This is a genomic window from Faecalibacillus sp. (assembly GCF_047023275.1).
GTDB lineage: Bacteria > Bacillota_I > Bacilli_A > Erysipelotrichales > Coprobacillaceae > Faecalibacillus.
Map to the genome: position 1 here is coordinate 12,339 of NZ_JBKYAR010000017.1, position 26,654 is coordinate 38,992.

Sequence of the window (26,654 nt, forward strand, 5' to 3'; positions counted from 1 at the left end):
GATTTTATTCTTGCCATTTTATGTTATAATATGCACGGTGATAGAATGAAAAAAAATATTAAAGTAAATTATAAGAGTATATTTAAATATGATGATCATCATGAAACGATAGCTTTTAAAAGTGATGGTACATATGAAAAAGGATTTGATAAAGAAAGATTTATCTTTTTCAATAATGATCAAAAGATAGAAATTATCTTAAGAGGAAATGAAATGACATTAGTGAATGGACCTTCTTTGTTAAATCTTTCATATCATAGAAAAATAGGGAATCATTATCAAACAGATTATGGAATGATAGAGTTATTTACAGAACTTGTAACAATGGAACATGATCGTTATTTAAAACTTAAGTATATTTTAAGTGATGGTCATCAACAATTAAGTGAAGTTTATGTGATGATGAAATATGATTTTTATGGAGAAGAAAATGAAACAATCTAAAAAACTATTAATGAATAAAATATTATTTTCAGGATTATTGATTTTAATTCAATTGATTATTGTTTTTGTTGCTTTTTTAACAATTCATAGATCATCTAGATTTTTTGTTTATCTTTTTAAATTAATTAGTGTGCTTGTTGCTTTATATATTATTAATAAAGATGATGCAAGTGCTTATAAGATTACATGGCTTGTTTTAATAGTAGCAGTACCTTTTGTAGGTGGTGTTTTATATTTATTTTTAGGAGATAAAAAACCGAGTCAAAAGTTACAAATAGCATTTTTAAAACAGATTAAAGATCAAAAGATTGTTGAAAATGATATTATTGAAGAAGTATCTGATCCTTATATTAAAGGACAAATGAATTATTTAAATCAACAAAGATATCCTACTTATTATGGAAAAGGAATTAAATATTTTTCATTGGGTGATGATGCATTTGAACCTTTATTAGAAGCTTTAAGAAATGCGAAGAAATTTATTTTTATGCAATTCTTTATTGTTGATGAAGGAAAAATGCTAAAAAGCGTTTTGGATATTCTTAAAGAAAAAGTCAAAGAAGGCGTAGAAGTAAGGTTTATGTATGATGATGTAGGATCACTTACTATGTTACCTCGTCATTATGATCGTCAACTTGAAAAAATGGGAATAAAGAGTGTTGCATTTAATCCATTTATTCCTATTTTATCTCTTGCAATGAATAACCGTGATCATAAAAAAATCGTGGTAGTTGATGGTGAAATAGGTTTTAGTGGTGGATTTAATCTTGCAGATGAATATATTAATCAAAAAGTTAAATATGGTCATTGGAAAGATTCAGGGTTAATGATTCAAGGAGAAGCGGTCAATTCACTTACGAAGATGTTTTTAGAATCATGGAATGTAGCAAGAAATACGGAAGAAGATTATGAAAAGTATTATGTGCCAACTCATCATGAATTTGAGGTAGATGGCTATGTGACTCCTTATGGAGATTCTCCTTTAGATGATGAAAATGTAGGTGAAAATGTTTATTTGAATATGATTAATCAAGCTTATGATTATTTATATATTACAACACCTTATTTAATATTAGATGATAACTTACAAACAGCATTGATCAATGCTGCTAAAAGAGGCGTCGATGTACGTATTATTACACCTGGTATTCCAGACAAAAAAATTGTTTTCAGGGTAACACGTTCGTACTATCAAACTTTAATAAAACATGGGATTCGTATTTATGAATATACACCCGGATTTGTACACGCTAAAAACTTTTTAGTAGATGATAAGTGTGCGACAGTAGGGACAATCAACTTAGATTATCGTAGTTTATATCTTCATTTTGAAAATGGAATTTATTTATATAACAATAAAATATTAAAAGATATTAAGGAAGATTTTTTAGCGACAGTAAAGAAGTCTCATGAAATTACCTTGGATGAAGTTGTAACTGGTAAATTTATGGGGTGGTTTGAAGCAATTTTACGTGTAATTGCTCCATTACTTTAGGTAAAAAACATTGACTTTATGCACTCTTAATGGTAACGTATAAACGATTAAATATCTTTTTTAAGGAGGTAAAAAATGGCTGTAAATAAAATTGAAATTGCATTGAAAGAAGCACTAAAAAAAGCAATGGTTAAATGCAATTTTGTAGAAGATTATGAAATAGATCAAATCACAATAGAAATACCAAAAGAAAAGAGTCATGGTGATTATTCAACAAATATCGCTATGCAACTTACAAGATTACTTAGAAAGAATCCAAGAATGATTGCAGAACAATTAATTGAAGCAATTGATAAAGATGAAGCAAATATTGATTCTATTGAAATTGCAGGACCTGGATTCATCAATATGTTTATGAAAAAAGATGCTTTAACTTCTATTATTAAAGAAGTATTAGCAGAAAAAGATGATTATGGAAAAAGTGATGCAGGAAAAGGAATTAAATATAATGTTGAATTCGTTTCAGCAAACCCAACAGGAGATTTACATTTAGGACATGCTAAAGGAGCTGCTGTAGGAGACAGTATTTGTCGTATTATGTCAGCTGCTGGTTATGATGTTACAAGAGAATATTATATTAATGATGCAGGAAATCAAATTTATAATTTAGCTTTATCTTTATATGCAAGATATAGAGAAGCATTTGGATTAGATTTTGAATTACCTGAAGATGGATATCATGGTCAAGATATTAAAGATATTGCTGTTAAAATTAAAGAAGAAGTTGGCGATAAATATTTAAATGCTGATCGTGATGAAATGATTGCTTTCTTTAGAAAAGAAGGTACTCGATTTGAATTACAAAAAATTAAAGATATTTTAGCTGAATTTAGAGTTCACTTTGATGTTTGGTTTTCTGAAACTTCTTTATATGAAGAAAATAAAGTAGTTCCTACAATTGAAAAATTAAAAGAAAAAGGATTTACTTATGAACAAGATGGAGCTTTATGGTTCAAATCAACTGAATTTGGAGATGATAAAGACCGTGTCTTAATTAAATCTGATGGAAGTTATACTTATTTAACTCCTGATATTGCTTATCATTTAAATAAATTAGATAGAGGTTATGAATATTTAGTAGACTTATTAGGAGCAGATCATCATGGTTATATCAATCGTATGAAAGCTGCAATTCAAGCTTTAGGTTATAATAGTGATCAATTAAATATTGATATTCTACAAATGGTAAGAATGATGGAAAATGGTGAAGTTGTTAAAATGTCTAAACGTACAGGAAATGCAATCACTATTAAAGATTTAATTGATGATATTGGTGTTGATGCAACTCGTTATTTCTTTGCCGCTAAAGCAGCCAATACACCTTATGATTTCGATTTAACATTAGCTAAATCTAAATCAAATGACAATCCTGTTTATTATGCACAATATGCTCATGCAAGAATGTGTTCGATTTTAAGACAAGCTAAAGAAAATGATATTACAGTTGCAGATCATTTTGAATTACTTGTAAATGATAAAGAAATGGCTTTATTAAAACATATTAATGAATTTAGAAATGAAATTGCGGATAGTGCAAAATCAAGAAGCCCACATAAAATCGCAAATTATATTCAAAGACTTGCACAATTATTCCATAGTTTCTATAATGATTGTTATGTAATAGATAAAGAAAATATTGAATTATCAATGCAACGTTTAGCTTTAGTAGAAGCGACACGTATTACTTTAAAGAATGCATTAAACTTAATTGGTGTTGAAGCACCTGAAAAAATGTAAGGAGAGATAAAGATGGATAAAAATAGATCAATGGTTGATGTTGCTTATGAATTAATGTCTAAAAAGAAAAAAGCAGTTAATTTCTATAAATTATGGCAAGAAGTAAGTGAAGTAAAAGGTTTTGATGAAGAAGAAAAAGATGAAAAAGAATCTTTATTCTATACAAACATTACTTTAGATGGACGTTTCATTACAATTGGTGAAAACAACTGGGATTTACGTTCTCGTCATAAATTTGATGAAGTACACATCGATATGAATGATATCTATACTGATGAAGATGAAGAATCTGAAGAAGTAGAAGACGATGTAGATAGTACAATCGAAGATGATTATAATAACTAAGAGGCAATGCCTCTTTTTTAATAAAATCCTTGCTTTCAAATAAAAGTAGATATTCTTATTAATGAAAGGATTATTTTATGAATAAACGACAAACAAAGATTTTAGAATTACTCACACAAAATAAAAAAATAGAAGTCACAAAACTTTCTGAATTACTAGGTGTTTCTCAAGTCACAATTCGTAAAGATTTAGATGCTCTTTCAGAAAGTGGAATGTTAATTAGAGAACATGGTTATGCTACTCTTAATAAAAGTGATGATATGAATATTCGTCTTGCTTATCATTATGAACAAAAACAAAAAGTAGCTAAAAAAGCAGTAGAATCGATTCAACATGGTGAAACAATTATGATTGAATCAGGTTCATGTTGTGCTCTAGTAGCTTTAGAAATTGCAAAAACTAAAAAAGATGTTACACTGATTACCAATTCTGCTTTTATTGCAGATTATATTCGTAAACATACAGCTATTAAAATCATTTTATTAGGTGGCGAATATCAACATGAATCCCAAGTAATGGTAGGACCAATGATGAGAAAATGTGCAGAAGCATTTTTTGTGGATAAACTCTTTATTGGAACAGATGGTTTTAGTATTGATACAGGATTTACAGGAAATGATTATATGCGTTGTGAAGCTGTTAAAGATATGGCAAGACAAGCAAGTCATGTTATTATTGTTACTGAATCGGATAAATTTCATCAAAAAGGAGTTTCTAATTTAATTGATTTACATCAAGTATCATGTATTTATACTGATCAAGGAATTCCTCAAGAAGTTGAAGAATATTTTAAAGAGAAACATATACAAGTTGAAAAAGTTTGATCCTAAGGTTTCCTTAGGATTTTTATGAATTAAATAATGACAAATATTTTAGACAAATTTTAATATACTCTTAATGAAGAATAACTATTTCTAAATAGGAAAAGTGATAACATAATGATGAAAAGAGAGTGTGTCTATGAAAAATTTAGAAAATAAGAATATTTCAAAAATAAGAAATAATAAAAATCAAAGTATTTTTAATAATTCACAGTTTGTATTAAATATTTTATATGCTACAAGTATTAAGCATCAAAATAATAAAAGCTATCCTCGTTGATAGCTTTTTATATTTAAAAGAAACAATCAATTCCTTTATCTAAGAAGATTTGTTGATAGTCTTTTAAATCTTCTTCATGATACGCTTGATAAGTTTTTAAAGAATATTCTTTATTTAATAAATCATATTTCTTTTCACCAAATTGATGAAAAGGAAGCAGTTGAACTTTGTGAATATTTGATTCTTTTAATAAATCACTGATTCCTTGAGCATCTTCTAAAGAATCATTAAAATCAGGAATCACAGGAATACGTGGTAAAACATTAAGATGATGTGCAATAGCCCATTGAAGATTTTCAACAATTAAATCATTATAAACACCAGTACCTTCAAAATGTTGAAGACGATCATAATGTTTTACATCAAAGAGTAAAAGATCAAATAAAGGGGCCAATTTTTGAAATGTTTCTTTTTGAATATATCCTGTTGTTTCAATAGCAACATGTAAATTCTTTTCTTTAAGAGCTAAAACAAGCTCTTCTAGAAATTCAGGTTGTGCCATACCTTCACCCCCAGAGATAGTTACACCGCCATTAGATTCTTCATAAAAATCAATATCTTGCATGCAAACATCCACAATTTCTTGAATTCCTTTAAAGTCTCCTTCATGACTTAATGCTTTAGTTGGGCAATGGTTGACACATTGTAGACAACCAATACATTTATCATGATTAAAGATCATATGGTTTTCTTTTTCGGTAATTGCTTGTTTTGGGCAGTTAAGTAAACATTGTTTACAATGAGCACATTTTTCAAAATCGTAAAGTATTTGTAGTTTATGTAATTGTGATTCGGGATTTGAACACCATTTACATTTTAAAGGACATCCTTTAAAGAAAACAGTTGTACGAATACCTGGACCATCATGAATACTAAATTTTTGTATATTAAATATTAATCCTTTTTCCATAGTCTTTCTCCTCGCTTTTATCCTAACATATCTTTTTGTAAGTTTCAAATGAAACTAAAATTGTTCATTTATGAAAATATTATTGACTTATTTTTTGCTTATTATATAATTTAATTGCAAAAGAAAGAAAATAAACTTACGAATGAAAGTAGAGGAAAGGCAAATGAAAAACAGTGAACACTTTGGTGAACTTACACCAAGAATGAATCATTTTAGGGAAGAAGTTTTAGATAAAAAACCATATATTTGTGCAAAAAGAGCACTCCTTGCGACAGAGGCATATAAAGAACATTTAAATGAACCGCCAATTATGAAAAGAGCATATATGTTAAAAAACATCTTAGAAAAGATGCCTATTTATATTGAAGAAGATACTTTAATTGTAGGAAATCAAGCTTCATCTAATAGGGATGCACCTATTTTTCCTGAATATACAATGGAATTTGTGATGAATGAACTTGATTTATTTGAAAAAAGAGATGGGGATGTTTTCTATATTACTGAAGAAACAAAAGATGAATTAAGATCTATTGCACCATTTTGGGAAAATAATAATTTAAGAAGTAAAGGAGGGGCTTTACTTCCAGATGAAGTGAGTGTTTATATGGAAACAGGTTTCTTTGGAATGGAAGGAAAGCTTAATTCTGGAGATGCGCATTTAGCGGTAGATTATCAACAAGTCTTACAAAAAGGTTTAAAAGGGTATGAAGAAAGAGTTAAAGATTTAAAGAAAAATCTTGATTTATGTATGCCTGAAAATATTGATAAATATCAATTTTATAAAGCTGTTTTAATTGTCATTGATGCAGTTAAAACATTTGCAAGACGTTACAGTGATTTAGCTTTAGAACTTGCTAGAAATACTGAAGGAAAAAGAAAAGAAGAATTAGAAGAAATTGCACGTGTTTGTAAGAAAGTTCCTTATGAAAAAGCTGAAACTTTTTATGAAGCGATTCAATCAACTTGGTTTATTCAATTGATTCTACAAATTGAATCTAATGGTCATTCTTTATCTTATGGTCGTTTTGATCAATATATTTATCCTTATTATAAACATGATAAAGATTTAAACGAAATAACAGAAGAACAAGCTGTTGAATTATTAGATAACTTGTGGATTAAAACACTTACAATCAATAAGGTGCGTTCACAAGCCCATACTTTTTCAAGTGCAGGAAGTCCAATGTATCAAAATGTGACTATTGGAGGACAAACACCTGATAAAAAGGATGCCACAAATGAACTTTCATATTTAGTATTAAAATCAGTTGCTCAAACACGTTTACCACAACCGAACTTAACAGTACGTTATCATAAAAATATGCCTAAAGCTTTCTTAGATGAAGCAATCGAAGTTATGAAACTTGGTACAGGAATGCCTGCTTTCAATAATGATGAAATCATTATTCCATCATTTATTGAAAAAGGTGTTAAAGAAGAAGATGCTTATAATTATTCAGCGATTGGTTGTGTTGAAACGGCCGTTCCTGGTAAATGGGGATATCGTTGTACTGGAATGTCTTATATGAACTTTCCACGTATTTTATTAATGGCAATGAATGATGGGGTAGATATGACTTCAGGAAAACGTTTCTTTGAAGGTAGTGGTTATTTTAAAGATATGACATCTTATGATGAACTTTTTAAAGCGATTGAAAAAGGAATGCGTCATTTAACACGTATGTCAGTGATTGTTGAAAATGCTATTGATTTAGCACTTGAAAGAGATGTTCCTGATGTTTTATGTTCAGCCTTGACAGAAGATTGTATTGGTCGTGGAAAAACAATCAAAGAAGGTGGAGCTGTTTATGATTTTATTTCAGGGTTACAAGTAGGAATTGCGAATATGGCAGATAGTCTTGCAGCTATTAAAAAACTTGTTTTTGAAGAAAAGAAAATCACACCTGAAGAATTATGGGATGCTCTATTAGATGATTATACAAGTGAAAAAAGTCAAAGAATTCAAGAAATGTTAATCAATGATGCACCTAAGTATGGCAATGATATTGATGAAGTCGATCAATTAGTAGTTGATGTTTATAATATTTATATTGATGAAATGAAAAAATATCCAAATACACGTTATGGTAGAGGTCCAATTGGTGGTATTCGTTATGCTGGTACTTCAAGTATTTCTGCTAATGTAGGACAAGGTTATGGAACAATGGCTACTCCAGATGGTAGAAAAGCACATACCCCTCTTGCTGAAGGATGTTCACCAGCCCATGCAATGGATAAAAAAGGACCAACTGCTGTGTTTAAATCTGTTTCTAAATTACCAACACATGAAATTACTGGTGGTGTCTTATTAAATCAAAAGGTTACACCTCAATTATTATCAAAAGAAGAAAATAAAGAAAAGATTGAAATGTTGATTAAAACATTCTTTAATCGTTTAAAAGGATATCATGTTCAATACAATGTTGTTTCTAAAGAAACATTATTAGATGCGCAAGCACATCCTGAAAAACATAAAGATTTAATTGTACGTGTTGCTGGATATTCTGCATTCTTTAATGTGTTATCAAAAGCAACACAAGATGATATTATTGGAAGAACTGAACAAACATTATAGGGAGAAAAGAAAAATGGAATTTATAATTGATACAGTAAACTTAGAAGATATAAAAGAAGCAGTAGAATATATGCCAATTGTAGGAGTAACAAGTAATCCTTCAATTGTGAAAAAAACAAGTCCTAAAGATTTCTTTAAACATATGAAAGAAGTCAGAGAAATCATAGGAAAAGAAAGAAGTCTTCATATTCAAGTGATTTCTAAAGAATGCGATGAAATCGTTAAAGAAGCCCATCGTATACTAGAAGAAATCGATGATCAAGTCTATATCAAAGTACCCGTATCATATGAAGGAATCAAAGCTATCAAAAAACTAAAAGCAGAAGGAGTCAATGTGACAGCAACAGCTGTTTATGATTTGATGCAAGCCTATATGGCTTTAGCAGCAGGAGCAGACTATATTGCACCTTATGTCAATAGAATAGGGAACCTAGGAAATGATCCAATGGAACTTATCAATGAATTGTCAAATAGAATCGTACAAGATGGATATGATTGTAAGATATTAGCAGCCAGCTTTAAAGGAGTACAACAAGTAAGAGATGCCTTCAATTATGGAAGCCAAGCGATTACAGCACCAGTAGAAGTATTAAAACAAATCTTTGCGAATCCAAGTATTGAAAAAGCAGTGAATGATTTTAATAGTGACTGGTATGATGTTTATGGTGAAGGTAAAGGAATTTGTGATTTATAATAAAAAACGCCTGTTTGAGGCGTTTTTTAATATTCTTTTTTATTTAAAAGTTTTAAACTTATTTGATAAGAGATGATATTAAATATTAATGTAAATAAGATTGTAAATGTAGTAACAAGTGATAAATGATTTTCTAAAAAAGAATCAATGATTGTTTCAATATCAAAACCAATGAATTTTGTTAGAAAATAAATCATTGCTATAAATAAGAAAATACCTCCAAAAACAATAATCATTGCAAGTTGACTTTTTTGTGCTTCAAAATAAATACCTACGGGTGTAATAATAGCAATTATTAAATAAGAAAACATTAATGTTAATAAACAACCTTGTAGAAAATCACTATTTATAAAATGAAATGATTGTTGAATTCGATAATAACTTAAACTAGAAATACCTATTGCTACTAAGATAAAAAGAATGCCAAGCATACCACCTAAATAATATTTTTGTTTAAGATATGTTCCTTTACTAATAGGTAGCGTAAATAATGTTGTAAAGCCATGATTAAAACTATCATAACTAATTGTACTCATTAATAAAACACCTGGGAAAATACTGAAATAACCTAATACAAAGGTAGGATTATCATAAAAGTAAGAAAATCCAAAACCAAATAAAATTAAAAACAGAAATAAAAATTTACTTTCTTTTAAATATGAAAAATCTTTCATTAATAAACCTTTCATTTTACTCACCTCTTAACATCATAGAAAATAAAGTATCAAAATTATTTTTTTCAACAATAATATCTGGATAATTTTCTAAATAAAATTGTCTTTGATTTGTAAGAACATCCCAACCATAAGTTTCCTTTCTTGTTTTTAAAAAATAAGAAGAATCAACTTGTTGAAATTGTTCATCTGTTAACTTTAATAAACCATATTGATCAAGTAAACAATCTGTGAATTCATGAAAAATAAACTGACCTTGATCAATTATATAAATATCATCACATAAATTTTCTAAGTCAGAAGAAATATGTGAACTAATTAAAACACTATGACTTTCATCTTCTTCCATAAATTCTCTAATTAAATCAATAATTTCTTCTCTAGCAATAATATCCAATCCATTAGTAGGTTCATCTAAAATAAGAAAAGATGCTTGATGAGATAAAGCAATAAGAACATTTAATTTAGCTTTCATCCCAGTAGAAAAATCATTGATTTTTTTATCTAAAGGAAATTGATATTGTTTACATTTTTGAATGAAATAATCTAAATCAAAATGAGTATAAGTGTTTTCTAAAAGTTTTATAAGATCTTTTAATGTGAGATATTCACATAAGGACGTATTAGCAAGACTACAGCCAATTTTGTTTTTATCAACTGTTTGGTTGTTTTCGTTTAAAATAGTAATATTTCCTTTATCAATGTGAATAAGATCTAAAATAGCTTTAAATAAAGTCGTTTTACCAGCTCCATTTTTTCCAATAATCCCAGTAATTGTCCCTGGTTTTATTTCAAATGAGCAATTTAAATGAAAATGTGGATATGATTTTTGAACATGTTGAACTTTTAACATATTATTCCTCCATTAATACTGTTAGTATTTCTTTGATTTCTTCATAACTCACACCTGCTTGTTTTCCTTTTTGCAATGCTTTTTCTAGATAGGATTCAATTTCTTTTCTAGCTTCTTCTAAAAGTGTTTCTTGATTAACGGCTAAAACAAAAGTTCCTTTTCCGTGAATTGTTTTAGTAAGACCTTCAGTTTCTAAAAAATCATAGGCTTTTTTGACTGTGAGAGCACTTATTTTGAGTTCTTTAGATAGAGAACGAACAGAAGGTAAAGGATCATTTTCTTGTAAAGTGTGGTCATTGATTTGTTTTTTTATTTGATCGACAATTTGTTCATAAATAGGGATCATGGATGAGTGATTGATAATAATGCGCATATAATTCCTCCTTCATCTATAAACAGTATATAACAGTATAAAACAGTTTGTCAACATTTAGATTAGATATGAATTCTATTGATAAAGAATCTATCGAAATGTTTGAAAATAAAGAGTATGTTATGATTGTTATTGTGAGAAAGTTACAACAAGAGTATAAGATTCGTTTTAATGGAAATGGATATGGTATTGTCATGCATTATTTATGATTTAATGATTATTTAGTTATTGAAAATTTGACAAAATAAAAAGTCAGAAAATCTGACTCTTATTTTGAAATGATTTCTACACCATCTTCAGTAACAAGGAATGTATGTTCCCATTGTGCAGAAAGTTTTCCATCATCTGTGTAAACTGTCCAATCATCATTATAATTTAAATGAACATGTCTTGTTCCTTGATTAAGCATTGGTTCGATAGTAAAGACCATACCAGGGACAATTAAAACAGTATCTTCTTTTGTTTTAAAATGGAAGACATAAGGATCTTCGTGCATTGTCATTCCAATTCCATGTCCACAGAATTCTTCAACGACACTATAACCATTAATATGTGCATATCTTTGAATAGCTTTACCAATATCTCCAATATGACTTTTCCATGGTTTAATAGCTTTCATTCCTTCGTACATCGCTTCTTTTGTGATTTTAACAAGTTTTTTTGCTTCATCAGAAACATTTCCCATCATAAACATACGAGAAGCATCGGCATAGTAACCATTTAATTCACTTGTTGCATCGACGTTGATAATATCACCATCTTTTAAAATAACATTAGGAGAAGGAATTCCATGACATACAACATCATTAATAGATGTACAAATACTTTTAGGATAACCTTCATAGTTTAAGTCAGCAGAATGAGCGTTGTGTTCTTTTAAATATTCTCTTGTAAGAACATCGATATCTTCAGTTGACATTCCAATTTTTATATTTTTTTCAATATGATCCAATAAACCATTATTAACAATAGCTGCTTTTTTAATACCTTCTATTTGTTGTTGATTTTTAATCATTGATCTTGGAGGTGTCATGACCCCTCTTTTTTTGTAATAATTAATTTTTTTGTCAAATTCACGGTGACAGACTTCATAGTCTAAGCCACTTCCGCACCAACATTTATTCATTTATTCTACCTCTTTTCGTATCTATTTTAAACATCTCGTTTTATAATGTAAAGAAAGATGATAATATGATTTTAGTGGAGATGATAGAATGGAAATTTTAGATATATGCGATGAATTAGGAAATCCAACAGGAAAGACAATAGAAAGAGAAATAGCGCATCAAAAGGGAATTTTACATCGTACAGCACATGTTTGGATTTTAAGGAAAAAAGAGGATCGTATACAAATTCTTTTACAAAAAAGAAGTGATCAAAAGGATTCATTTCCTGGATGTTATGATATTTCAAGTGCTGGGCATATTCCGGCGGGAGATGGTTATTTAAAATCTGCAGTTAGAGAATTGAAAGAAGAATTAGGAATTGTTGTAAGTGAAAGTGAATTGATTGATTGTGGAAATAGAAGATTTCATTTTGAAGAAGTTTTTCATGGGCGATTATTTAAAGATAATCAAATAAGTAAAATATTTATTTTGTGGAAAGATTTAGAAGAAAAAGATTTTACTTTTGTAGATCATGAAGTAAGTGAAGTGAAATGGTTAGATTTTGAAACATGTTATCAAGCAGTTAAAGAAAATAAAATCAATCATTGTATCTATATTGAAGAATTAGAGATGATTCAAAAATATATAAATCAATAATAATAGAGGTATCATGAATCATGATATCTTTTTTTATATCATATAATACAACGGTGATGTTATGAAAAAGATAGTATTCATCTTGATTATAGTATGTATTTGGAGCTATGAAATACCTGTTTATGCAAGTGAAAAGCCATTAAAAGGCACTAAAGTTGTGATTGATGCAGGACATGGAGGGTTTGATAATGGGGCGATTGAATATGGTTATTTTGAAGATCGTCTTAATTTGGAGATATCTTTGAAATTAAAAAAGGAATTAGAAAGCTTTGGGGCAAAGGTATATTTAACAAGAGATGGAGATTATGATATGACGAAAAGAAATCATCATTATTCTAAACAAGATGATATGTATTTAAGAGTAAAAAAGATAGATAGTTTTAATGGTGATTATTTATTAAGTATACATCAAAATGCTTCAGGTAATAAAAGTGCTTGGGGCTCACAGGTTTTTTATTATTATAGAAGTGAACAAGGAAAAATACTTGCTGGGGATATTGATCAAAGTTTAAAGGAATTGACGCATAGTCGAAAGCCTATTAGTGGATGTGGTTTTAGAGTTTTAAGGGCAACAAAGACATTAGGGGTTTTAATTGAGTGTGGTTTTTTATCAAATTATAATGAATGTGGACAATTAAGAAGTAAAAATTATCAAAAAAAGTTATGTCAAAGAATAAGAAAAGGGGTAATTAAATATCATTTAAAGATAAAAGCTCAAAAAAAGAAAAAAATATCAAAAATTCTACAATAAAAAAACGTTGATTTTATCAATATAATTTTATTTCTTTAAAAAAATGTAAAAAAATATACGAAAAACCGTTGACGTAAGACTGTATGCATGTTATATTATATGGGCAGTTGATTGATGGGCCTGTAGCTCAGTTGGTTAGAGCGCACCCCTGATAAGGGTGAGGTCGATGGTTCAAATCCATTCAGGCCCACCATTAATTAATTGTTTTATATAGATGTGGGCCTGTAGCTCAGTTGGTTAGAGCGCACCCCTGATAAGGGTGAGGTCGATGGTTCAAATCCATTCAGGCCCACCATTTTAACAAATGAAATGGTGGAAAATTAAATATTAATTTGGGGCCATAGCTCAGCTGGGAGAGCACCTGCCTTGCACGCAGGGGGTCAGCGGTTCGATCCCGCTTGGCTCCACCAATAAATAAACTAACTGCTTCGGCAGTTTTTTTGTTAAAAAAGAATAAATATACTCTATAATCCAATTAAGGAGGTTAAAAATGGCACAAAGTAGAGGAAAGGGTAATTATATAATTAATACTTTTAATGGTATGGCCTATGGCTTTTTTGCGAGTTTGATTATTGGAACAATATTAAAACAATTAGGAACTTTAGTTCATATTGAACAATTGGTGACTTGGGGGACAATTGCAGGTTATCTCATGGGCCCTGCTATTGGAATAGGAATTGGCTATGCAATTGATGCTAAAGGTCTAAATTTGATTTCTGCGGTGATTGCAGGAGCAATAGGGGCTGGAACATTTAATAATGGAATTCAAGCAGGAAATCCGATTTCAGCTTATGTGGCTGTTTTAGCAGCTATTGAAGTGACAAGATTGATTCAAGGAAAAACACCGATTGATATTTTACTTGTTCCTTTTGTTTCTATATGTATGGCAGGTTTAGTCACACAATTTGTAGGTCCTTATTTAACACAAATGATTACTTGGATTGGTAGTGTTATTAATGAAGGTGTTTCTTTACAACCATTATTTATGTCAATTGTAGTAGGTGTTTTAATGGGAATGGCATTAACAGCCCCAATTTCATCAGCAGCTATTGGTATTATGTTAGGACTTGATGGCTTAGCAGCGGGTGCAGCACTTGCAGGATGTTGTGCACAAATGGTTGGTTTTGCAATGATGTCAATTGAAGATAATGATATTGGAGATGTTATTGCTATCGCTGTTGGAACAAGTATGTTACAGTTTAAAAATATTATTAGAAGACCTCTTATTTGGTTACCAACAATTTTAACAACGATCATTACAGCTCCAATTTCAACGGTTTTACTTCATATTCGTTGTAGTGCAATTGGTTCTGGAATGGGAACGGCAGGACTTGTAGGTTTACTGGATGCGATTCAAGTGATGGGTAATCAATATTGGGTACCACTTATTTTAATTGATGTGATTTTACCGGCTGTTTTAACGTTTGTTTTTTATAAAGGTTTTAGAAAATTAAATTACATAAGAAAAGGAGATTTAAAGATTGAACGTCTTTAATCTCCTTTTTCTTATTTAAATAAATCAATGATATCTGCAGTAGACATTTGTGTAATAGAACCATTATTGTTTTCAATAAACATATTCGATAAATCTTGTTTTTGTTCTTGAAGTTTTTGAATCTTTTCTTCAATTGAATTTTTCATAATCAATTTATAAACTTGAACATTATTTGTTTGTCCAATACGATAAGCTCTATCTGTTGCTTGATTTTGTGCAGACATATTCCACCATGGATCATAGTGAATAACGGTAGAAGCACTTGTTAAGTTAAGACCAGTACCACCAGCTTTTAAACTGATTAAAAAGACAGTTGTTTGATCGTTTTGGAAAGCATTAACAAGTTGATGTCTTTTGATTTTTGTTGTTGAACCAGTTAAAACATAATAAGAAATATCTTTTTTACGTAATTCAGCTTCAATTAAATCTAATGATTTAGTAAATGAAGAGAATAATAAAACTTTTTGATTATTTTCTTTAGCAGTTTCAATAATATCCATACATGCTTTAAGTTTAGAACTTGGTTCAATAATATCTTTATATAAAATACGTTGATCACAACATAATTGACGAAGTCTTGTCATCATTGCAAGAATTTGAATCTTATCAATATGGTTTACTTGAATAGCGCTTTGTAATTCACTATTAATTGTTGATAAGTTAGCAAGATATACTTTTTCTTCCTCTGGTGTAAAAGGAATAATAACGTTGTTTTCAATCTTATCTGGTAATTCTGTTAAAACATCTTTCTTTGTTCTTCTTAAAATGAATGGTTCAACTAATTGTTTAAGTTTTGCTTGTTTTTGTTGATCTTCATTTTTTATGATTGGTATTTCATATGTTTCTTTAAAATGATGATAATTATATAAATATTGTGGCATCAAGAAATCAAAGATTGACCATAATTCTGCTAAACTATTTTCAATTGGAGTACCAGTTAAAGCAAAACGATACTTACCATTAATTAATTTAACAGTTTGTGCATTTTTAGTGCTTTGGTTTTTGATATATTGAGCTTCATCTAAAATGAAATAATAGAATTGATAATCTTTATATAATTCATAATCTCTACGAATATAGTCATATGAAGTAATAACAACATCATAATCTGGAATACTTTCAATCAATTTCTTTCTTTGAGAAATATTTCCAGTAATACAAATTGTTCTTAATTTTTTAGAGAATTTATTAATTTCATCTTGCCAGTTATAAATCAAGGTTGCAGGTGCAACAACAAGACTGACATGATTTTCACCAATACTATCTTCAATCAATGTCATAACTTGTAATGTTTTACCAAGCCCCATATCATCAGCTAAAATACCACCAAAACCATATTCTGACATTGTTTTTAACCATTTAAATCCTTGAACTTGATAGTCCCTTAAAATATGAGAATAATTTTGAGGAACTTTAATTTCTTCAGGATCTTTTTCTTCAATGTGAGAAATTAAATCTTGGAAATGTTGATCTCTGTTGAATTGCAATGATGAACTGTTCATAAAGTTTTCTAAATAAAGTGAATGATATTTATCAACTTCTACTTCACCATCTTTTAAATCTTTATATTCAATATTTAAATCATTAAATAATAAGTCTAAATCTTTAATACTATCATCATCTAAATTAATAAATTCACCATTTTTTAAACGATGATAATTCTTCTTATGTTGATAAGCATATAAAATATCTTTAATTTCTTCTTTATCAACATTAATGCTATTAATATCGATTTTTAATAAATCGTTTTGTAAACGAACCCCAATATTTAACTTCATATTTTTAGGTTTATTCATTTGTTTAATTTCTTCACTAATATAAATTTCACAATCATTATTGAGTGAAGGTAAAATACGTGTAATAAAATCATAAATATCTTCTTCATTATAAAGATAATACATTTGAGTGATTTCGTCGTATTCTAAATATTTTTCTAATGTTTGAATAACACCATCTAATTTTAATGGAAGTACTAAATCTTTTGGATTTTCTAAGATCGTATTTCCTTGATCATCTCGATAATCTAAAGTAACAGATAATTCATTATTATTATTTAAATCAACATAAATTAATAAAGAAATATCCATTGGTAGATATTCATCAATATCATCTCCTGTAAATTCGACATAAGGAACAACAGAATCAATGATATACTTAGAAAAACGTGGTAATTCATTATTTGGAATTGTAAGTGAATTGTTTTCTAAATGAGTAAGCAAAGGTCTTAAAGCTTCACTGCATTCTTTTGAATATCTATTAAGTGTGTAATGATCAAAATAATAGATGTATTGATGACCAATGATTGTAATGCCTTCTGGTTCTTTATATTTAATAGTTGTATAATCTTCATCTTTTTGAATTTCTAAAATGAAATTTTGTAAATCAATAGTTGTAAAATTAATATTGATGTCTAAATTATCATAGTGTGTTAAAAAGAAATCATCGATATTATCAGAAGTAATTCTAATACTACGATCATCATCTTTAAAATGTGAATATTCTTTAATAAAACGAAGTTGTTTTAATGAAGAACTATCAAATACTTTAGAGTTATGATCAGTGACTAAAGCATTTCCATATTCAATAATTTCATTTGCTTTTACATTTTGAATAAAAGTATTTAAGTTTTTGATTGTATAACTACGATCGCTAGCAATCTTATAAGATAAACTTAAACGATTAAAAGTGCTTTTTACTTGAGGTATCAAGCGAACGTGTTGGTTAAGTTGTAATTGATGTAAGCGATGTTTGTTTTTGTATTGTTCAATAAGTGAAAAAGTAAGATTAGCTTGTTCCTTTAAATGAGCAGCTTCTTTTTTAGCTTGAAGTGCTTGTAATTGATCAGCATAATTTCCTTTTTGATTGAAAGAATATGGTAAATCACTTGATTCTAATCCATAAAATTTCAATAAAATTGCACCTATATGTCCACATGCCAATTCATTAGGCTTGCAATGACTACAATCACAGTTGAATTCCAGAATATGACCTCCAGTATCTACTTGAATTGTAGCAGTATCTATTTTACCGTTAACGTTTGTACTTCCAACGATTTGATAAATTTGACCATCTTTAATTACAGACATGTTGGATATTGTATTATGTTGAAATAAGTTATGAGCGACTTTCCAGTTGGGCTCATTAAAGTACTTATTAATTTCATCATCTTTAATATACATAAGTGTCCCTCCCATTTAGCTATTATAACATTATTTTTTTAAAATGATGAGATAGAGATAAGCTTTTTTTTAATTTTTCTTAATTAACCATCTGACACATCTTTTGATTTAACTCCGTTATTCTCACTTTAAACCGAGGAGTATAATCTATCACTTCTTTAAAATATTATATACTTTTCTTAAAGAGGTGGATACTATGGCTAAAAATCAAAAACCAAAAAAGGATTCTTTAATTACTTTAACTAGAAAATATGCAAATAATCATGATGAATGTGTAAAATTCTTTTTTAAAATGAAATGGCCTGTTGGCTTTTACTGTGAAAAATGTGGATGTACACATTACTATTCCATTAAAAGAGGTGATGTCTTTCAATGTAAAGAATGTGGTCATCAACATTACTTACTTTCTAATACTATATTTCAAGATAATAAGCTAGATCTTTATAAATTGATTTTAGGAATGTATCTCTTTTTTACGGCAAATAAAGGTTTGTCTGCGATTGAATTAGCTAATGAATTAGAAATAAATTATAAAACAGCGCTATTACTTTGTAGAAAATGTAGGATTCTTATGTCCCAAAGTAACAGTGAAAAAATTCTGGACAGCTTTTTTTATGAAGCAGACGTTGCTTATATAGGCTCAAAAAGTAAAGAAGAACACAAACAAGGAGTTGCTACTGAACAGCAACCCTTTTTAGTAATGTTATCAACAGATAAAGAAAATAAATATCCAAAATTTTTAAAATTAATGCCAGTAGCTGTAGATAGTACAAATAATATTGTTAGATTCATCTCAAAAAAAGCAATACTTTCAAAAGAAAGAATACTAAACACTGATGGAAAAACAACTTTTTTAGGATTAACTGATAAAATAACATTAAAATCAGAAAAAATACTCTATGATGAAGAAAATCATAGATTGTATTGGCTTAATGTATTAATTGGTGATATAAAGAATAATATTACTGGTATATATCATGGAGTAACTAAACGTGACTTACCTTTGTTTTTGAATGAACAAGAATGGCGTTTCAACCATAGATATACTGGAAAGAACTTCATGAACAAAATACAGAAATATGTTTTGAAATCACATCCATGTCCTAAAAAAGCAATTATTACTGTACTCAATTTATCCGAACCATACTATGCACATGTGTCAGATGGTTAATTAAGTAATTTTTTAAAAAATAGGATTGCGAACAATCCTATTTCAATATTTCTTTATAAACACGTAAAACATTTTTATAAAAAATCTTTTCAATTTCATCTGTAGACAAGCCTGCTTCAATTAATGCATCATATAACATTTGATATCCACTTGCATCCTTCATTTCTAATTTTGAACCAATACCATCAAAATCACTTCCTAAGCCAATACAATCAATACCAGCAAGATTTTTGATATATAAAATATGTTGAACCATATCCTTAACATAACTTGTATGATGATTGCCTTCAGTTGTTAAAAAATCACTACAGAAATTAATTCCCATAACACCACCACGACTAGCAAGCTTTAAAATCATATCATCTGACATATTTCTAGCAACACCACAAACTTGACGTGCATTACTGTGAGAAGCAACAAAAGGTTTTGTTGTATGATGATAAACATCATAAAAACCTGCATCACTCAAATGAGAAACATCAATAATGATTCCTAAACGTTCCATTTCTTTAATATATTGTAAACCAAAAGGTGTTAAACCATCTTGATCATTGATTTTAAACATATCTTCATAACATGTTATATTTGAAAGATTAGGATGGCCAATCCCGTTTGCATGATTCCATGTTAAAGTAATCATTCTAACCCCTAATCTATAATAATGTTCAAGTAATGATAAATCATTTTCTACAACTGCTCCTTCTTCTAAAGTTAAAAGAGAAGACATAATACCTGCTTGTTGATGATCGATGATATCTTGATAACAAAAGACAGGTTTAATAAGTTCAGGATATTTTTCTATTTCATGATAGTAATGATTAATGAGTTGATTTGCTTTTAAAAATGGTTGAGGATTTTCGCTTAGATCGACAAACATCGCAAAGTTTTGTAATAAATAATCCCCTTTTTGCATTTTCTTTAAATCAATATGACCATCATTTTCTAACAAAGAACCAGCTTTTCTATGATGTAAATCATCATAAAGCTTTAAAATAGTATCACAATGCATATCAACAACTTTCATAAAATCTCTCCTTAAATTTTATATGTAGAATGAATAGCACAACAAGCAAGACCACCGTGACATGTTAAAACGGCAGGAAGATCATTGATTTCTACTTCAATTCCATGGAATGTTGTTTGAAATAATAATTTTGCTTTTTTAGCAAATACTAAATTATCAGCATCAGAAATATAAATCTTATATTGTTTAGCATTGACTCCTAATTCATGAAATTTATCAACGATAGCTTTTAAAACTTTAACTTCTGTACGAGACATACTATATTTATCAACAGATTTACCTTGTTCATCTAAACAAAGCAAAGCTTTGATTTTTAACATCGAAGCCATTCTGGCTGCCATTGGTGATAAACGTCCACTACGTGAAAGTTGAGTAAAATTATCTGGATATAAAAACGAGAACGAATGTGCTGTTTTTTCTTCTAACATTGTAAAAATTTCATCCACTGTTTTTCCTTCATCAGCAAGTTGTTTAGCGCGAATAGCCATATCCATAACAGGAGCTCCAACTTGACGACTATCATAAATATAAACATTATCTAAGCCAACTGTTTCTTTAGCAAGATGGAAACCGTTATTTGTTCCTGACAAATCTGCTGAACAAGTAATAATAATGATAGCTTCATAGTCTTCTTCTTGCCATTTTTCCATTTTTTCAATAAGATAACCTGTATTTGGTTGACTTGTTGAAGGTGTTTTACCATCTTTTAAATAGTCATAAAGTTGTTCTGTTGAAATATCAATTTGATCTTTATATTCTTTTCCATCTACAATGACACTTAATGAAATAAGTTCAATTCCATTCTTTTGTGCAATTTCTTGATCCATTGCACTTGTTGTATCAGTTACAATTAAATATTTTTCCATTTTCTTCTCCTTAAAATTCTAAATCAAATTCTTGATAATCATCTGTAAGAGATTGGGTAGTTTTTAACCAAGCATAAGCTTCTTCAAATTCTTCTTCAGTGATATCTTCTATTATTCCAAATTTAATTAATTTACATACATCATATATACTTTGCCATAAAGCATCGAATTGATGATCTTTAGCATCAATATCTGCTTGTTCACTTTCTTGATAAACGACAAATTCATGTGCGATTTGACTTGCTTGTTCTCTTTGTTGATCCATAACGTCCTCCTTGTGTTATATGTTTATATAATTATATCATTAATCAAATCAAGAATGATACATAATATTCATATATGTGTAGTTTTTTAAAGAAAATTAAAATTTTTTTAAAAAAATTATAAAAAAGGGTTGATTTATTAGAAAAAGGATGCTAATATAAATGAGCACTGTTAAGTTGCTTGAATAGCTCAGTTGGTAGAGCAATCGGCTGTTAACCGATCGGTCGTAGGTTCGAGTCCTACTTCAAGCGCCATGTGGCTCGTTGGAGAAACGGTTAACTCACATGCCTTTCACGCATGCATTCACGGGTTCGAATCCCGTACGAGTCACCATTTATGGAGGTTTAGCTCAGTTGGGAGAGCATCTGCCTTACAAGCAGAGGGTCAGCGGTTCGAGCCCGTTAACCTCCACCATTTATGCCGGCTTAGCTCAATTGGTAGAGCAACTGACTTGTAATCAGTAGGTTGAGGGTTCAAGTCCTTTAGCCGGCACCATATTTTGACCCGCTAGCTCAGTTGGTAGAGCATCTGACTTTTAATCAGAGGGTCAGGCGTTCGAGTCGCCTGCGGGTCACCATTTTAATGCGGGCGTGGCGGAACTGGCAGACGCACTAGACTTAGGATCTAGCGCCTTCGGCGTGCAGGTTCGATTCCTGTCGCCCGCACCAATTGTAAGAGACATCGAGTAATCGATGTTTTTTGTATATAAAAATAGCTTTTTGTAATGAATAACATTACAGAAAGCTATTTTAGTTTTCTAATTGACTTGTACAGTGTGGGCAACGAGATGCTTTAATAGATATTTCACTTTGACAATAAGGACAAATCTTTTTCGTTGGCTTTTCTTCTACTGGTTTTTCAGTTTTAGATCTTAACTTGTTCATTGCTTTAACAATCATAAAGATGACAAAAGCCATAATAATGAAGTTAAGTAAACCAGTAATAAATAAACCATAATTGACAGTAGATGCCCCTGCTGCTTGAGCAGCAGCTAATGTTTTGTATGTATTTCCATCTAAAGCAATAAATAGATTAGAAAAATCAATTTTACCTGTAACTAAACTTAAAATAGGCATAATGATGTTTTCTACAAGAGAAGTGACTAATGAATTAAAAGCGCCACCGATAATAACCCCAACAGCTAAATCAATCATGTTGCCTTTTAAGGCAAATTCTTTGAATTCTTTTAACATTATTATTGATCTCCTTTTTCTTTATTATAAGAAAAAGAAAAAAAGACATCAAGATGCCTTTTATGTTATTCTTATTTGGGAGGATAAGAATAATATAGAAAGATAATAGAGGGAATATGAATAGTAAAATCTATTTTCTTTCTACACTGTTAATATATAAGTAAAAAATAGTTAAAAAAAGTCACAAATGTAAAAAAATATGTGATTTATTATCACAAATTTATATAAGCATAAAGATGAATTTAGTGTATAATATTGTAGAATAGGGGAGGATGACATGAAAAATTTATTTTATAGATTATTAATATATTTAGATAGCGCCAATGAAACAGATACAAATTATAACATTGCCTGGTATATGGCACATCATATTTCAGAAGTAGCTCATATGGGAATTTCTAAACTTGCGAGTGAATGTTTTGTGTCTCCAGCAACCATTTCTCGTTTTTGTAGAACACTAGGTTATGAAAATTATGCACATTTAAAACAAGAGTGTGCTTGGTTTAGTTCAACATCAAGAAAATTTAATAATTTAATTAATGTTCCATTGGATATGATGAAAGATGATCCTGAAAAAAGTACAGCGTATTATAGTCAACAAATTTGTACATCTTTAAATCAACTTTCTTCTTATTTAGATTGGAATATAATAGATGAAGTTTTAAAACTGATTCATGATAGTGATAATGTAGCTTTTTTTGGAACACAATTTTCACATTCAGTTGCTTTACATTTTCAAACGGATTTATTGATGTTAGAAAAGTTTACAATGGCTTATATGGAACAAACGAGTCAACTTCAATGTGCTAAGGAATTAGATGAAAATAGTATTGCTATTGTTTTATCAGTTAGTGGTCATATTTTTAATGGTAGTCAAAAGATGATTTCATATATTAAAAAATCAAATGCTAAAATTGTTGTTATTACAAATGATAAGGATTTTGATTTTGGTTTTGAACCAGATTATATTATTGAAATAGGTGATTCAAAATATAAAAGAACAGGTAAACATAATTTACTTACAACAATGGAATTAATGTCACTTAGATATTATTCTATTTATTATCCTGATGTAAAAGATAATATTATTGAATAGGTGAAGATGATGATTAATAGGATAGATGAGTATAGAAAACAATATGGTTTTTATACAGTTGATGAAATTATAAGTGAAGTTGCTTTAGAAAATGTTGTTTTTGATCCATATTCATTATTAATTAGTAAAAGTGTACATATTGGAAAAGATAATATATTTTATAGTAATATTGTGATAAAAAGTGATCATGATTCTTTAATTAAAATTGGAAGTCATAATACCTTTTTTACTAATACTTATTTTGTTGCTGAAAATGGTGGTGTAATAGAAGTAGGTAATGAAAATATTTTCAGTGGAGGACCGATTTCAATTAAGGCCAATATGAATCAAGCACAAATTATTTTCAATGATGAAGGTAGATATGATGGCAATATTAATGTTTATGGAAATTGTTATTTTGGACGAGGTTCGCAAATACTAGGAAATATCAATGTTTATAGTTGTAAGTTAGAAGCAGGAGCTTCTTATAAAGATCCTGATCCAGATCATCGAGCAGGATTAATAAAAGGTTTAGGAACTGCTAAGAATCTGGTGGTTCCTCAAGGTAAAGTTATTAATGGCTGGCATGAGTTTAAACAAGAACAATTAGAAGATCAAAGCCATTATCATAGTAAAAAAAGGAGAGCACAATGAGAGAAATAACATGTTCAACAATTACAGATGCAATTAAAAAGATGTGTATAGAAGCAGCAACTATTTTACCCCAAGATGTTGAAAAAGCATTGTCACAAAAACATGCTGAAGAAGATAGTGAGCTTGCGAAAAAAACATTACAAGTATTAATGGATAATGCTAAGTTGGCACATGAAAAACAAATGCCTATTTGTCAAGATACAGGGATGGCTTTTGTTTATGTGACAATGGGGCAAGAAGTACATATTACAGGTGGTAGTTTAAATGAAGCAATTCAAGAAGGAGTAAGACAAGGATATACAGAAGGTTATTTAAGAAAATCAGTTGTTAAAGATCCTTTGTTTGAACGTACTAATACAAAAGATAATACACCAGCAATTATTTATTATGAAATTGTTGAGGGAGATACTTTTCATATTACTTTAGCACCTAAAGGATTTGGTTCAGAAAATATGAGTCAAATTAAAATGTTGAAGCCAAGTGATGGACTTCAAGGAATTAAGGATTTTGTGATGAAAGTTGTCAATGATGCAGGACCAAATGCTTGTCCACCAATGGTGATTGGTGTAGGTATTGGAGGTTCTTTTGATAAAGTGACAATGCTTGCTAAAAAAGCTATGATTCGTGAAATTGGAAGTCATCACCCAGATCAAAGATATGCTTCTTTAGAAGATGAATTATTACAAATGATCAATGAAACAGGAATTGGACCTGCTGGTTATGGAGGAAAGACAACAGCACTTTCTTTAAATATTGAAACTTTCCCTACACATATTGCAGGAATGCCAGTAGCTGTTAGTATTTGTTGTCATGTCTCACGTCATAAGGAGGTTTCGCTATGATTTATTTAGAAACACCATTAACAGTTGATAAAATTAAACAGCTAAAAGCTGGAGATGAAGTCTTTTTAAGTGGAACGATTTATACAGGAAGAGATGCTGCTCATAAAAGATTGATTCAATTATTAGATGAAGGAAAAGAACTTCCTTTCAATATTCAAGATCAAACGATCTTTTATGTTGGCCCAACACCTTCAAAACCAGGTCAAGTATTTGGTAGTGGTGGACCAACCACTTCAGGAAGAATGGATGCTTATTCACCTAGACTTATTAAACTTGGCTTACATACGATGATTGGTAAAGGGTATCGTAGTGATGCCGTAAAAAAAGCTATCATTGATTATCATGGTGTTTATTTTGGAGCCATTGGTGGTGCTGGAGCGATGATGTCTTCATGTATAGAAGAATGTGAAGTGATTGCTTTTGATGATTTAGGACCAGAAGCTATTCGTAAGTTAAAAGTAAAAAATATGCCATTAGTTGTAGTCATTGATCATTTAGGAAATGATTTATATGAAATTGGTAGAAAAAACTATTTAAAAAAAGATTGTAAGTAGAATATATATTTTCTATAATAGCGGTACGTTAATAGAGGTGAGAAGAAATGGGATTATTTAAGAAAAAAACAGATTACAGTTATTACAGTTCATATGGTCGTTCAAAAAGACGTTTAAGAGTAGGACGTACTGCCATTGCTATAATTGCTGCAGTTGTAGTGATTGTTGGTTTGATCGTTTATTTGAATTTTAATAGAATTCAATTTTTGATGAAAGGTTACTCTTGGTCAACAACAAGTGAATTAGTGAAGTCATTTGATAGTGAAGAAGAAAAAGAATTATTATCTCATGATGAAATGAAACATATTTTAAAATGGATCGATAATTCAAATAAAGTAACTCTTTATGATGAATATGAACAATTCTATGCGTTACATAAGGATATGGCTTATGATGATATCGTAGATGTTGTTAATTATATTTTTGAAAATCAAGCACCTTCATTAAAGGCAATGGGATATAGTGAAAATACTATTTGGACAATGTTAAAAGATGGTGCTGGTAAAAGTGATCTTCAATATTTAATAGATAAAAAACTTAAAAATAATCAAACAGCTCCTTATAGAAAAGTAAAAGGTTATCATTTAAAGAAAATGGAAGAATATATTGCACAATATAATAC

Annotated in this window: 27 protein-coding genes, 9 tRNA genes and 1 pseudogene; 27 read left to right on the forward strand and 10 right to left on the reverse strand. The window is 29.3% G+C overall.

Going from position 1 to position 26,654, the window contains the following annotated elements:
• Positions 1 to 45 precede the first annotated feature (45 nt).
• The 6 genes from ACLVEP_RS07235 (at position 46) to ACLVEP_RS07260 (ending at position 5,122) form a co-directional block, all read left to right on the forward strand.
• Positions 46 to 444, forward strand: coding sequence for a DUF1934 domain-containing protein (locus ACLVEP_RS07235; RefSeq protein ID WP_412583877.1), 399 nt, complete (start codon positions 46 to 48; stop codon positions 442 to 444).
• Entirely contained in the window at positions 431 to 1,939 is a 1,509-nt protein-coding gene (gene cls, locus ACLVEP_RS07240; RefSeq protein ID WP_412583878.1) for a cardiolipin synthase, read from the forward strand. Before ACLVEP_RS07235 ends, cls begins: the two co-directional genes overlap by 14 nt.
• Positions 1,940 to 2,014: 75 nt before the next feature.
• Positions 2,015 to 3,676 carry an arginine--tRNA ligase gene (gene argS, locus ACLVEP_RS07245; protein WP_412583879.1) on the forward strand — a complete coding sequence of 554 codons (1,662 nt, stop codon included), beginning with the start codon at positions 2,015 to 2,017 and terminating at the stop codon, positions 3,674 to 3,676.
• 12 nt (positions 3,677 to 3,688) lie between these two features.
• Positions 3,689 to 4,021, forward strand: a complete 333-nt coding sequence (rpoE, locus tag ACLVEP_RS07250; RefSeq protein ID WP_107030207.1) for a DNA-directed RNA polymerase subunit delta — start codon at positions 3,689 to 3,691, stop codon at positions 4,019 to 4,021.
• Between the two features lie 77 nt (positions 4,022 to 4,098).
• A complete protein-coding gene (locus ACLVEP_RS07255; RefSeq protein ID WP_022002697.1) occupies positions 4,099 to 4,845 on the forward strand; it encodes a DeoR/GlpR family DNA-binding transcription regulator in 747 nt (248 codons plus the stop codon).
• Positions 4,846 to 4,981: 136 nt separating this feature from the next.
• Positions 4,982 to 5,122 carry a hypothetical protein gene (locus ACLVEP_RS07260; RefSeq protein ID WP_412583881.1) on the forward strand — a complete coding sequence of 47 codons (141 nt, stop codon included), beginning with the start codon at positions 4,982 to 4,984 and terminating at the stop codon, positions 5,120 to 5,122.
• A 13-nt stretch (positions 5,123 to 5,135) separates the two neighbouring features.
• On the opposite strand, the gene ACLVEP_RS07265 is transcribed toward ACLVEP_RS07260, so the two are convergent.
• On the reverse strand, positions 5,136 to 6,032 hold the full coding sequence (locus ACLVEP_RS07265; protein ID WP_412583883.1) for a glycyl-radical enzyme activating protein: 897 nt from the start codon (positions 6,030 to 6,032) through the stop codon (positions 5,136 to 5,138).
• Between the two features lie 163 nt (positions 6,033 to 6,195).
• On the opposite strand from ACLVEP_RS07265, the gene ACLVEP_RS07270 reads away from it, so the two are divergent.
• Positions 6,196 to 8,607: a glycyl radical protein gene (locus ACLVEP_RS07270; RefSeq protein ID WP_412583884.1), complete on the forward strand. Its 2,412-nt coding sequence runs from the start codon at positions 6,196 to 6,198 to the stop codon at positions 8,605 to 8,607.
• Positions 8,608 to 8,620: 13 nt separating this feature from the next.
• On the forward strand, positions 8,621 to 9,301 hold the full coding sequence (locus tag ACLVEP_RS07275) for a fructose-6-phosphate aldolase (RefSeq protein ID WP_318001240.1): 681 nt from the start codon (positions 8,621 to 8,623) through the stop codon (positions 9,299 to 9,301).
• A 26-nt stretch (positions 9,302 to 9,327) separates the two neighbouring features.
• On the opposite strand, the gene ACLVEP_RS07280 is transcribed toward ACLVEP_RS07275, so the two are convergent.
• From ACLVEP_RS07280 to ACLVEP_RS07290, 3 genes are read right to left on the reverse strand one after another with little or no spacing between them, the layout of a single operon-like run.
• Positions 9,328 to 9,990, reverse strand: a complete 663-nt coding sequence (locus ACLVEP_RS07280; protein WP_412583886.1) for an ABC-2 transporter permease — start codon at positions 9,988 to 9,990, stop codon at positions 9,328 to 9,330.
• A gap of 1 nt (position 9,991) precedes the next feature.
• Complete coding sequence (locus ACLVEP_RS07285; protein ID WP_412583888.1) at positions 9,992 to 10,828, reverse strand: ABC transporter ATP-binding protein; 837 nt, start codon at positions 10,826 to 10,828, stop codon at positions 9,992 to 9,994.
• Between the two features lies 1 nt (position 10,829).
• Positions 10,830 to 11,201 (reverse strand): GntR family transcriptional regulator, encoded by a 372-nt coding sequence (locus tag ACLVEP_RS07290; protein WP_318001243.1) that lies wholly within the window; start codon positions 11,199 to 11,201, stop codon positions 10,830 to 10,832.
• 47 nt (positions 11,202 to 11,248) lie between these two features.
• On the opposite strand from ACLVEP_RS07290, the gene ACLVEP_RS07295 reads away from it, so the two are divergent.
• Positions 11,249 to 11,410: a hypothetical protein gene (locus ACLVEP_RS07295; protein WP_412583890.1), complete on the forward strand. Its 162-nt coding sequence runs from the start codon at positions 11,249 to 11,251 to the stop codon at positions 11,408 to 11,410.
• A gap of 59 nt (positions 11,411 to 11,469) precedes the next feature.
• Here ACLVEP_RS07295 and map read toward each other — a convergent pair whose 3' ends face one another.
• Positions 11,470 to 12,327, reverse strand: a complete 858-nt coding sequence (map, locus tag ACLVEP_RS07300; protein WP_412583892.1) for a type I methionyl aminopeptidase — start codon at positions 12,325 to 12,327, stop codon at positions 11,470 to 11,472.
• A gap of 88 nt (positions 12,328 to 12,415) precedes the next feature.
• Between map and ACLVEP_RS07305 the strand changes: the two genes are divergently transcribed.
• The 6 genes from ACLVEP_RS07305 (at position 12,416) to ACLVEP_RS07330 (ending at position 15,210) form a co-directional block, all read left to right on the forward strand.
• Positions 12,416 to 12,964 carry an NUDIX domain-containing protein gene (locus tag ACLVEP_RS07305; RefSeq protein WP_320096952.1) on the forward strand — a complete coding sequence of 183 codons (549 nt, stop codon included), beginning with the start codon at positions 12,416 to 12,418 and terminating at the stop codon, positions 12,962 to 12,964.
• A 61-nt stretch (positions 12,965 to 13,025) separates the two neighbouring features.
• The gene (locus ACLVEP_RS07310) at positions 13,026 to 13,715 is read left to right on the forward strand and encodes an N-acetylmuramoyl-L-alanine amidase family protein (protein WP_412583894.1); all 690 of its coding nucleotides are present in this window, start codon (positions 13,026 to 13,028) and stop codon (positions 13,713 to 13,715) included.
• 116 nt (positions 13,716 to 13,831) lie between these two features.
• Positions 13,832 to 13,908 (forward strand) — tRNA-Ile (locus tag ACLVEP_RS07315).
• Positions 13,909 to 13,933: 25 nt separating this feature from the next.
• Positions 13,934 to 14,010 (forward strand) — tRNA-Ile (locus ACLVEP_RS07320).
• A gap of 39 nt (positions 14,011 to 14,049) precedes the next feature.
• Positions 14,050 to 14,125: transfer RNA gene (locus ACLVEP_RS07325), tRNA-Ala, on the forward strand.
• A gap of 80 nt (positions 14,126 to 14,205) precedes the next feature.
• Entirely contained in the window at positions 14,206 to 15,210 is a 1,005-nt protein-coding gene (locus ACLVEP_RS07330) for a PTS transporter subunit IIC (protein ID WP_412583895.1), read from the forward strand.
• 11 nt (positions 15,211 to 15,221) lie between these two features.
• Here the strand turns inward: ACLVEP_RS07330 and ACLVEP_RS07335 are convergent, their stop codons facing one another.
• Positions 15,222 to 18,389 (reverse strand): DEAD/DEAH box helicase, encoded by a 3,168-nt coding sequence (locus tag ACLVEP_RS07335; protein WP_412583896.1) that lies wholly within the window; start codon positions 18,387 to 18,389, stop codon positions 15,222 to 15,224.
• 196 nt (positions 18,390 to 18,585) lie between these two features.
• On the opposite strand from ACLVEP_RS07335, the gene ACLVEP_RS07340 reads away from it, so the two are divergent.
• Complete coding sequence (locus ACLVEP_RS07340) at positions 18,586 to 19,560, forward strand: IS1595 family transposase (protein ID WP_257360652.1); 975 nt, start codon at positions 18,586 to 18,588, stop codon at positions 19,558 to 19,560.
• A gap of 37 nt (positions 19,561 to 19,597) precedes the next feature.
• Here ACLVEP_RS07340 and ACLVEP_RS07345 read toward each other — a convergent pair whose 3' ends face one another.
• From ACLVEP_RS07345 to ACLVEP_RS07355, 3 genes are read right to left on the reverse strand one after another with little or no spacing between them, the layout of a single operon-like run.
• On the reverse strand, positions 19,598 to 20,584 hold the full coding sequence (locus ACLVEP_RS07345; RefSeq protein ID WP_412583897.1) for a dipeptidase: 987 nt from the start codon (positions 20,582 to 20,584) through the stop codon (positions 19,598 to 19,600).
• Positions 20,585 to 20,595: 11 nt separating this feature from the next.
• Entirely contained in the window at positions 20,596 to 21,450 is an 855-nt protein-coding gene (locus tag ACLVEP_RS07350) for a DegV family protein (RefSeq protein ID WP_412583899.1), read from the reverse strand.
• Positions 21,451 to 21,460: 10 nt separating this feature from the next.
• A complete protein-coding gene (locus ACLVEP_RS07355; protein ID WP_412583900.1) occupies positions 21,461 to 21,715 on the reverse strand; it encodes a hypothetical protein in 255 nt (84 codons plus the stop codon).
• 177 nt (positions 21,716 to 21,892) lie between these two features.
• Between ACLVEP_RS07355 and ACLVEP_RS07360 the strand changes: the two genes are divergently transcribed.
• The 6 genes from ACLVEP_RS07360 to ACLVEP_RS07385 all read left to right on the forward strand — a co-directional run bounded on the left by ACLVEP_RS07360 (position 21,893) and on the right by ACLVEP_RS07385 (position 22,382).
• Positions 21,893 to 21,968, forward strand: a tRNA-Asn gene (locus tag ACLVEP_RS07360).
• Between the two features lie 3 nt (positions 21,969 to 21,971).
• Positions 21,972 to 22,047, forward strand: a tRNA-Glu gene (locus ACLVEP_RS07365).
• 5 nt (positions 22,048 to 22,052) lie between these two features.
• Positions 22,053 to 22,128, forward strand: a tRNA-Val gene (locus ACLVEP_RS07370).
• 5 nt (positions 22,129 to 22,133) lie between these two features.
• Positions 22,134 to 22,209, forward strand: a tRNA-Thr gene (locus ACLVEP_RS07375).
• A gap of 6 nt (positions 22,210 to 22,215) precedes the next feature.
• Positions 22,216 to 22,291: transfer RNA gene (locus ACLVEP_RS07380), tRNA-Lys, on the forward strand.
• 7 nt (positions 22,292 to 22,298) lie between these two features.
• A tRNA-Leu gene (locus ACLVEP_RS07385) sits at positions 22,299 to 22,382 on the forward strand.
• 81 nt (positions 22,383 to 22,463) lie between these two features.
• Here ACLVEP_RS07385 and mscL read toward each other — a convergent pair.
• Complete coding sequence (mscL, locus tag ACLVEP_RS07390) at positions 22,464 to 22,907, reverse strand: large conductance mechanosensitive channel protein MscL (protein WP_022002309.1); 444 nt, start codon at positions 22,905 to 22,907, stop codon at positions 22,464 to 22,466.
• A gap of 277 nt (positions 22,908 to 23,184) precedes the next feature.
• Here mscL and ACLVEP_RS07395 point away from each other — a divergent pair, with 277 nt between their 5' ends.
• The 5 genes and pseudogenes from ACLVEP_RS07395 to ACLVEP_RS07415 all read left to right on the forward strand — a co-directional run.
• Complete coding sequence (locus ACLVEP_RS07395; protein ID WP_412583902.1) at positions 23,185 to 24,003, forward strand: MurR/RpiR family transcriptional regulator; 819 nt, start codon at positions 23,185 to 23,187, stop codon at positions 24,001 to 24,003.
• 9 nt (positions 24,004 to 24,012) lie between these two features.
• The gene (locus ACLVEP_RS07400; protein WP_318000917.1) at positions 24,013 to 24,636 is read left to right on the forward strand and encodes a hypothetical protein; all 624 of its coding nucleotides are present in this window, start codon (positions 24,013 to 24,015) and stop codon (positions 24,634 to 24,636) included.
• Complete coding sequence (locus ACLVEP_RS07405) at positions 24,633 to 25,478, forward strand: fumarate hydratase (RefSeq protein WP_412583903.1); 846 nt, start codon at positions 24,633 to 24,635, stop codon at positions 25,476 to 25,478. The genes ACLVEP_RS07400 and ACLVEP_RS07405 overlap by 4 nt, the downstream gene beginning before the upstream one ends.
• Positions 25,475 to 26,032: a Fe-S-containing hydro-lyase gene (locus ACLVEP_RS07410; RefSeq protein WP_412583904.1), complete on the forward strand. Its 558-nt coding sequence runs from the start codon at positions 25,475 to 25,477 to the stop codon at positions 26,030 to 26,032. The genes ACLVEP_RS07405 and ACLVEP_RS07410 overlap by 4 nt, the downstream gene beginning before the upstream one ends.
• A 47-nt stretch (positions 26,033 to 26,079) precedes the next feature.
• Positions 26,080 to 26,654 (forward strand): annotated as a pseudogene (locus ACLVEP_RS07415) (D-alanyl-D-alanine carboxypeptidase family protein); the annotation flags it as partial.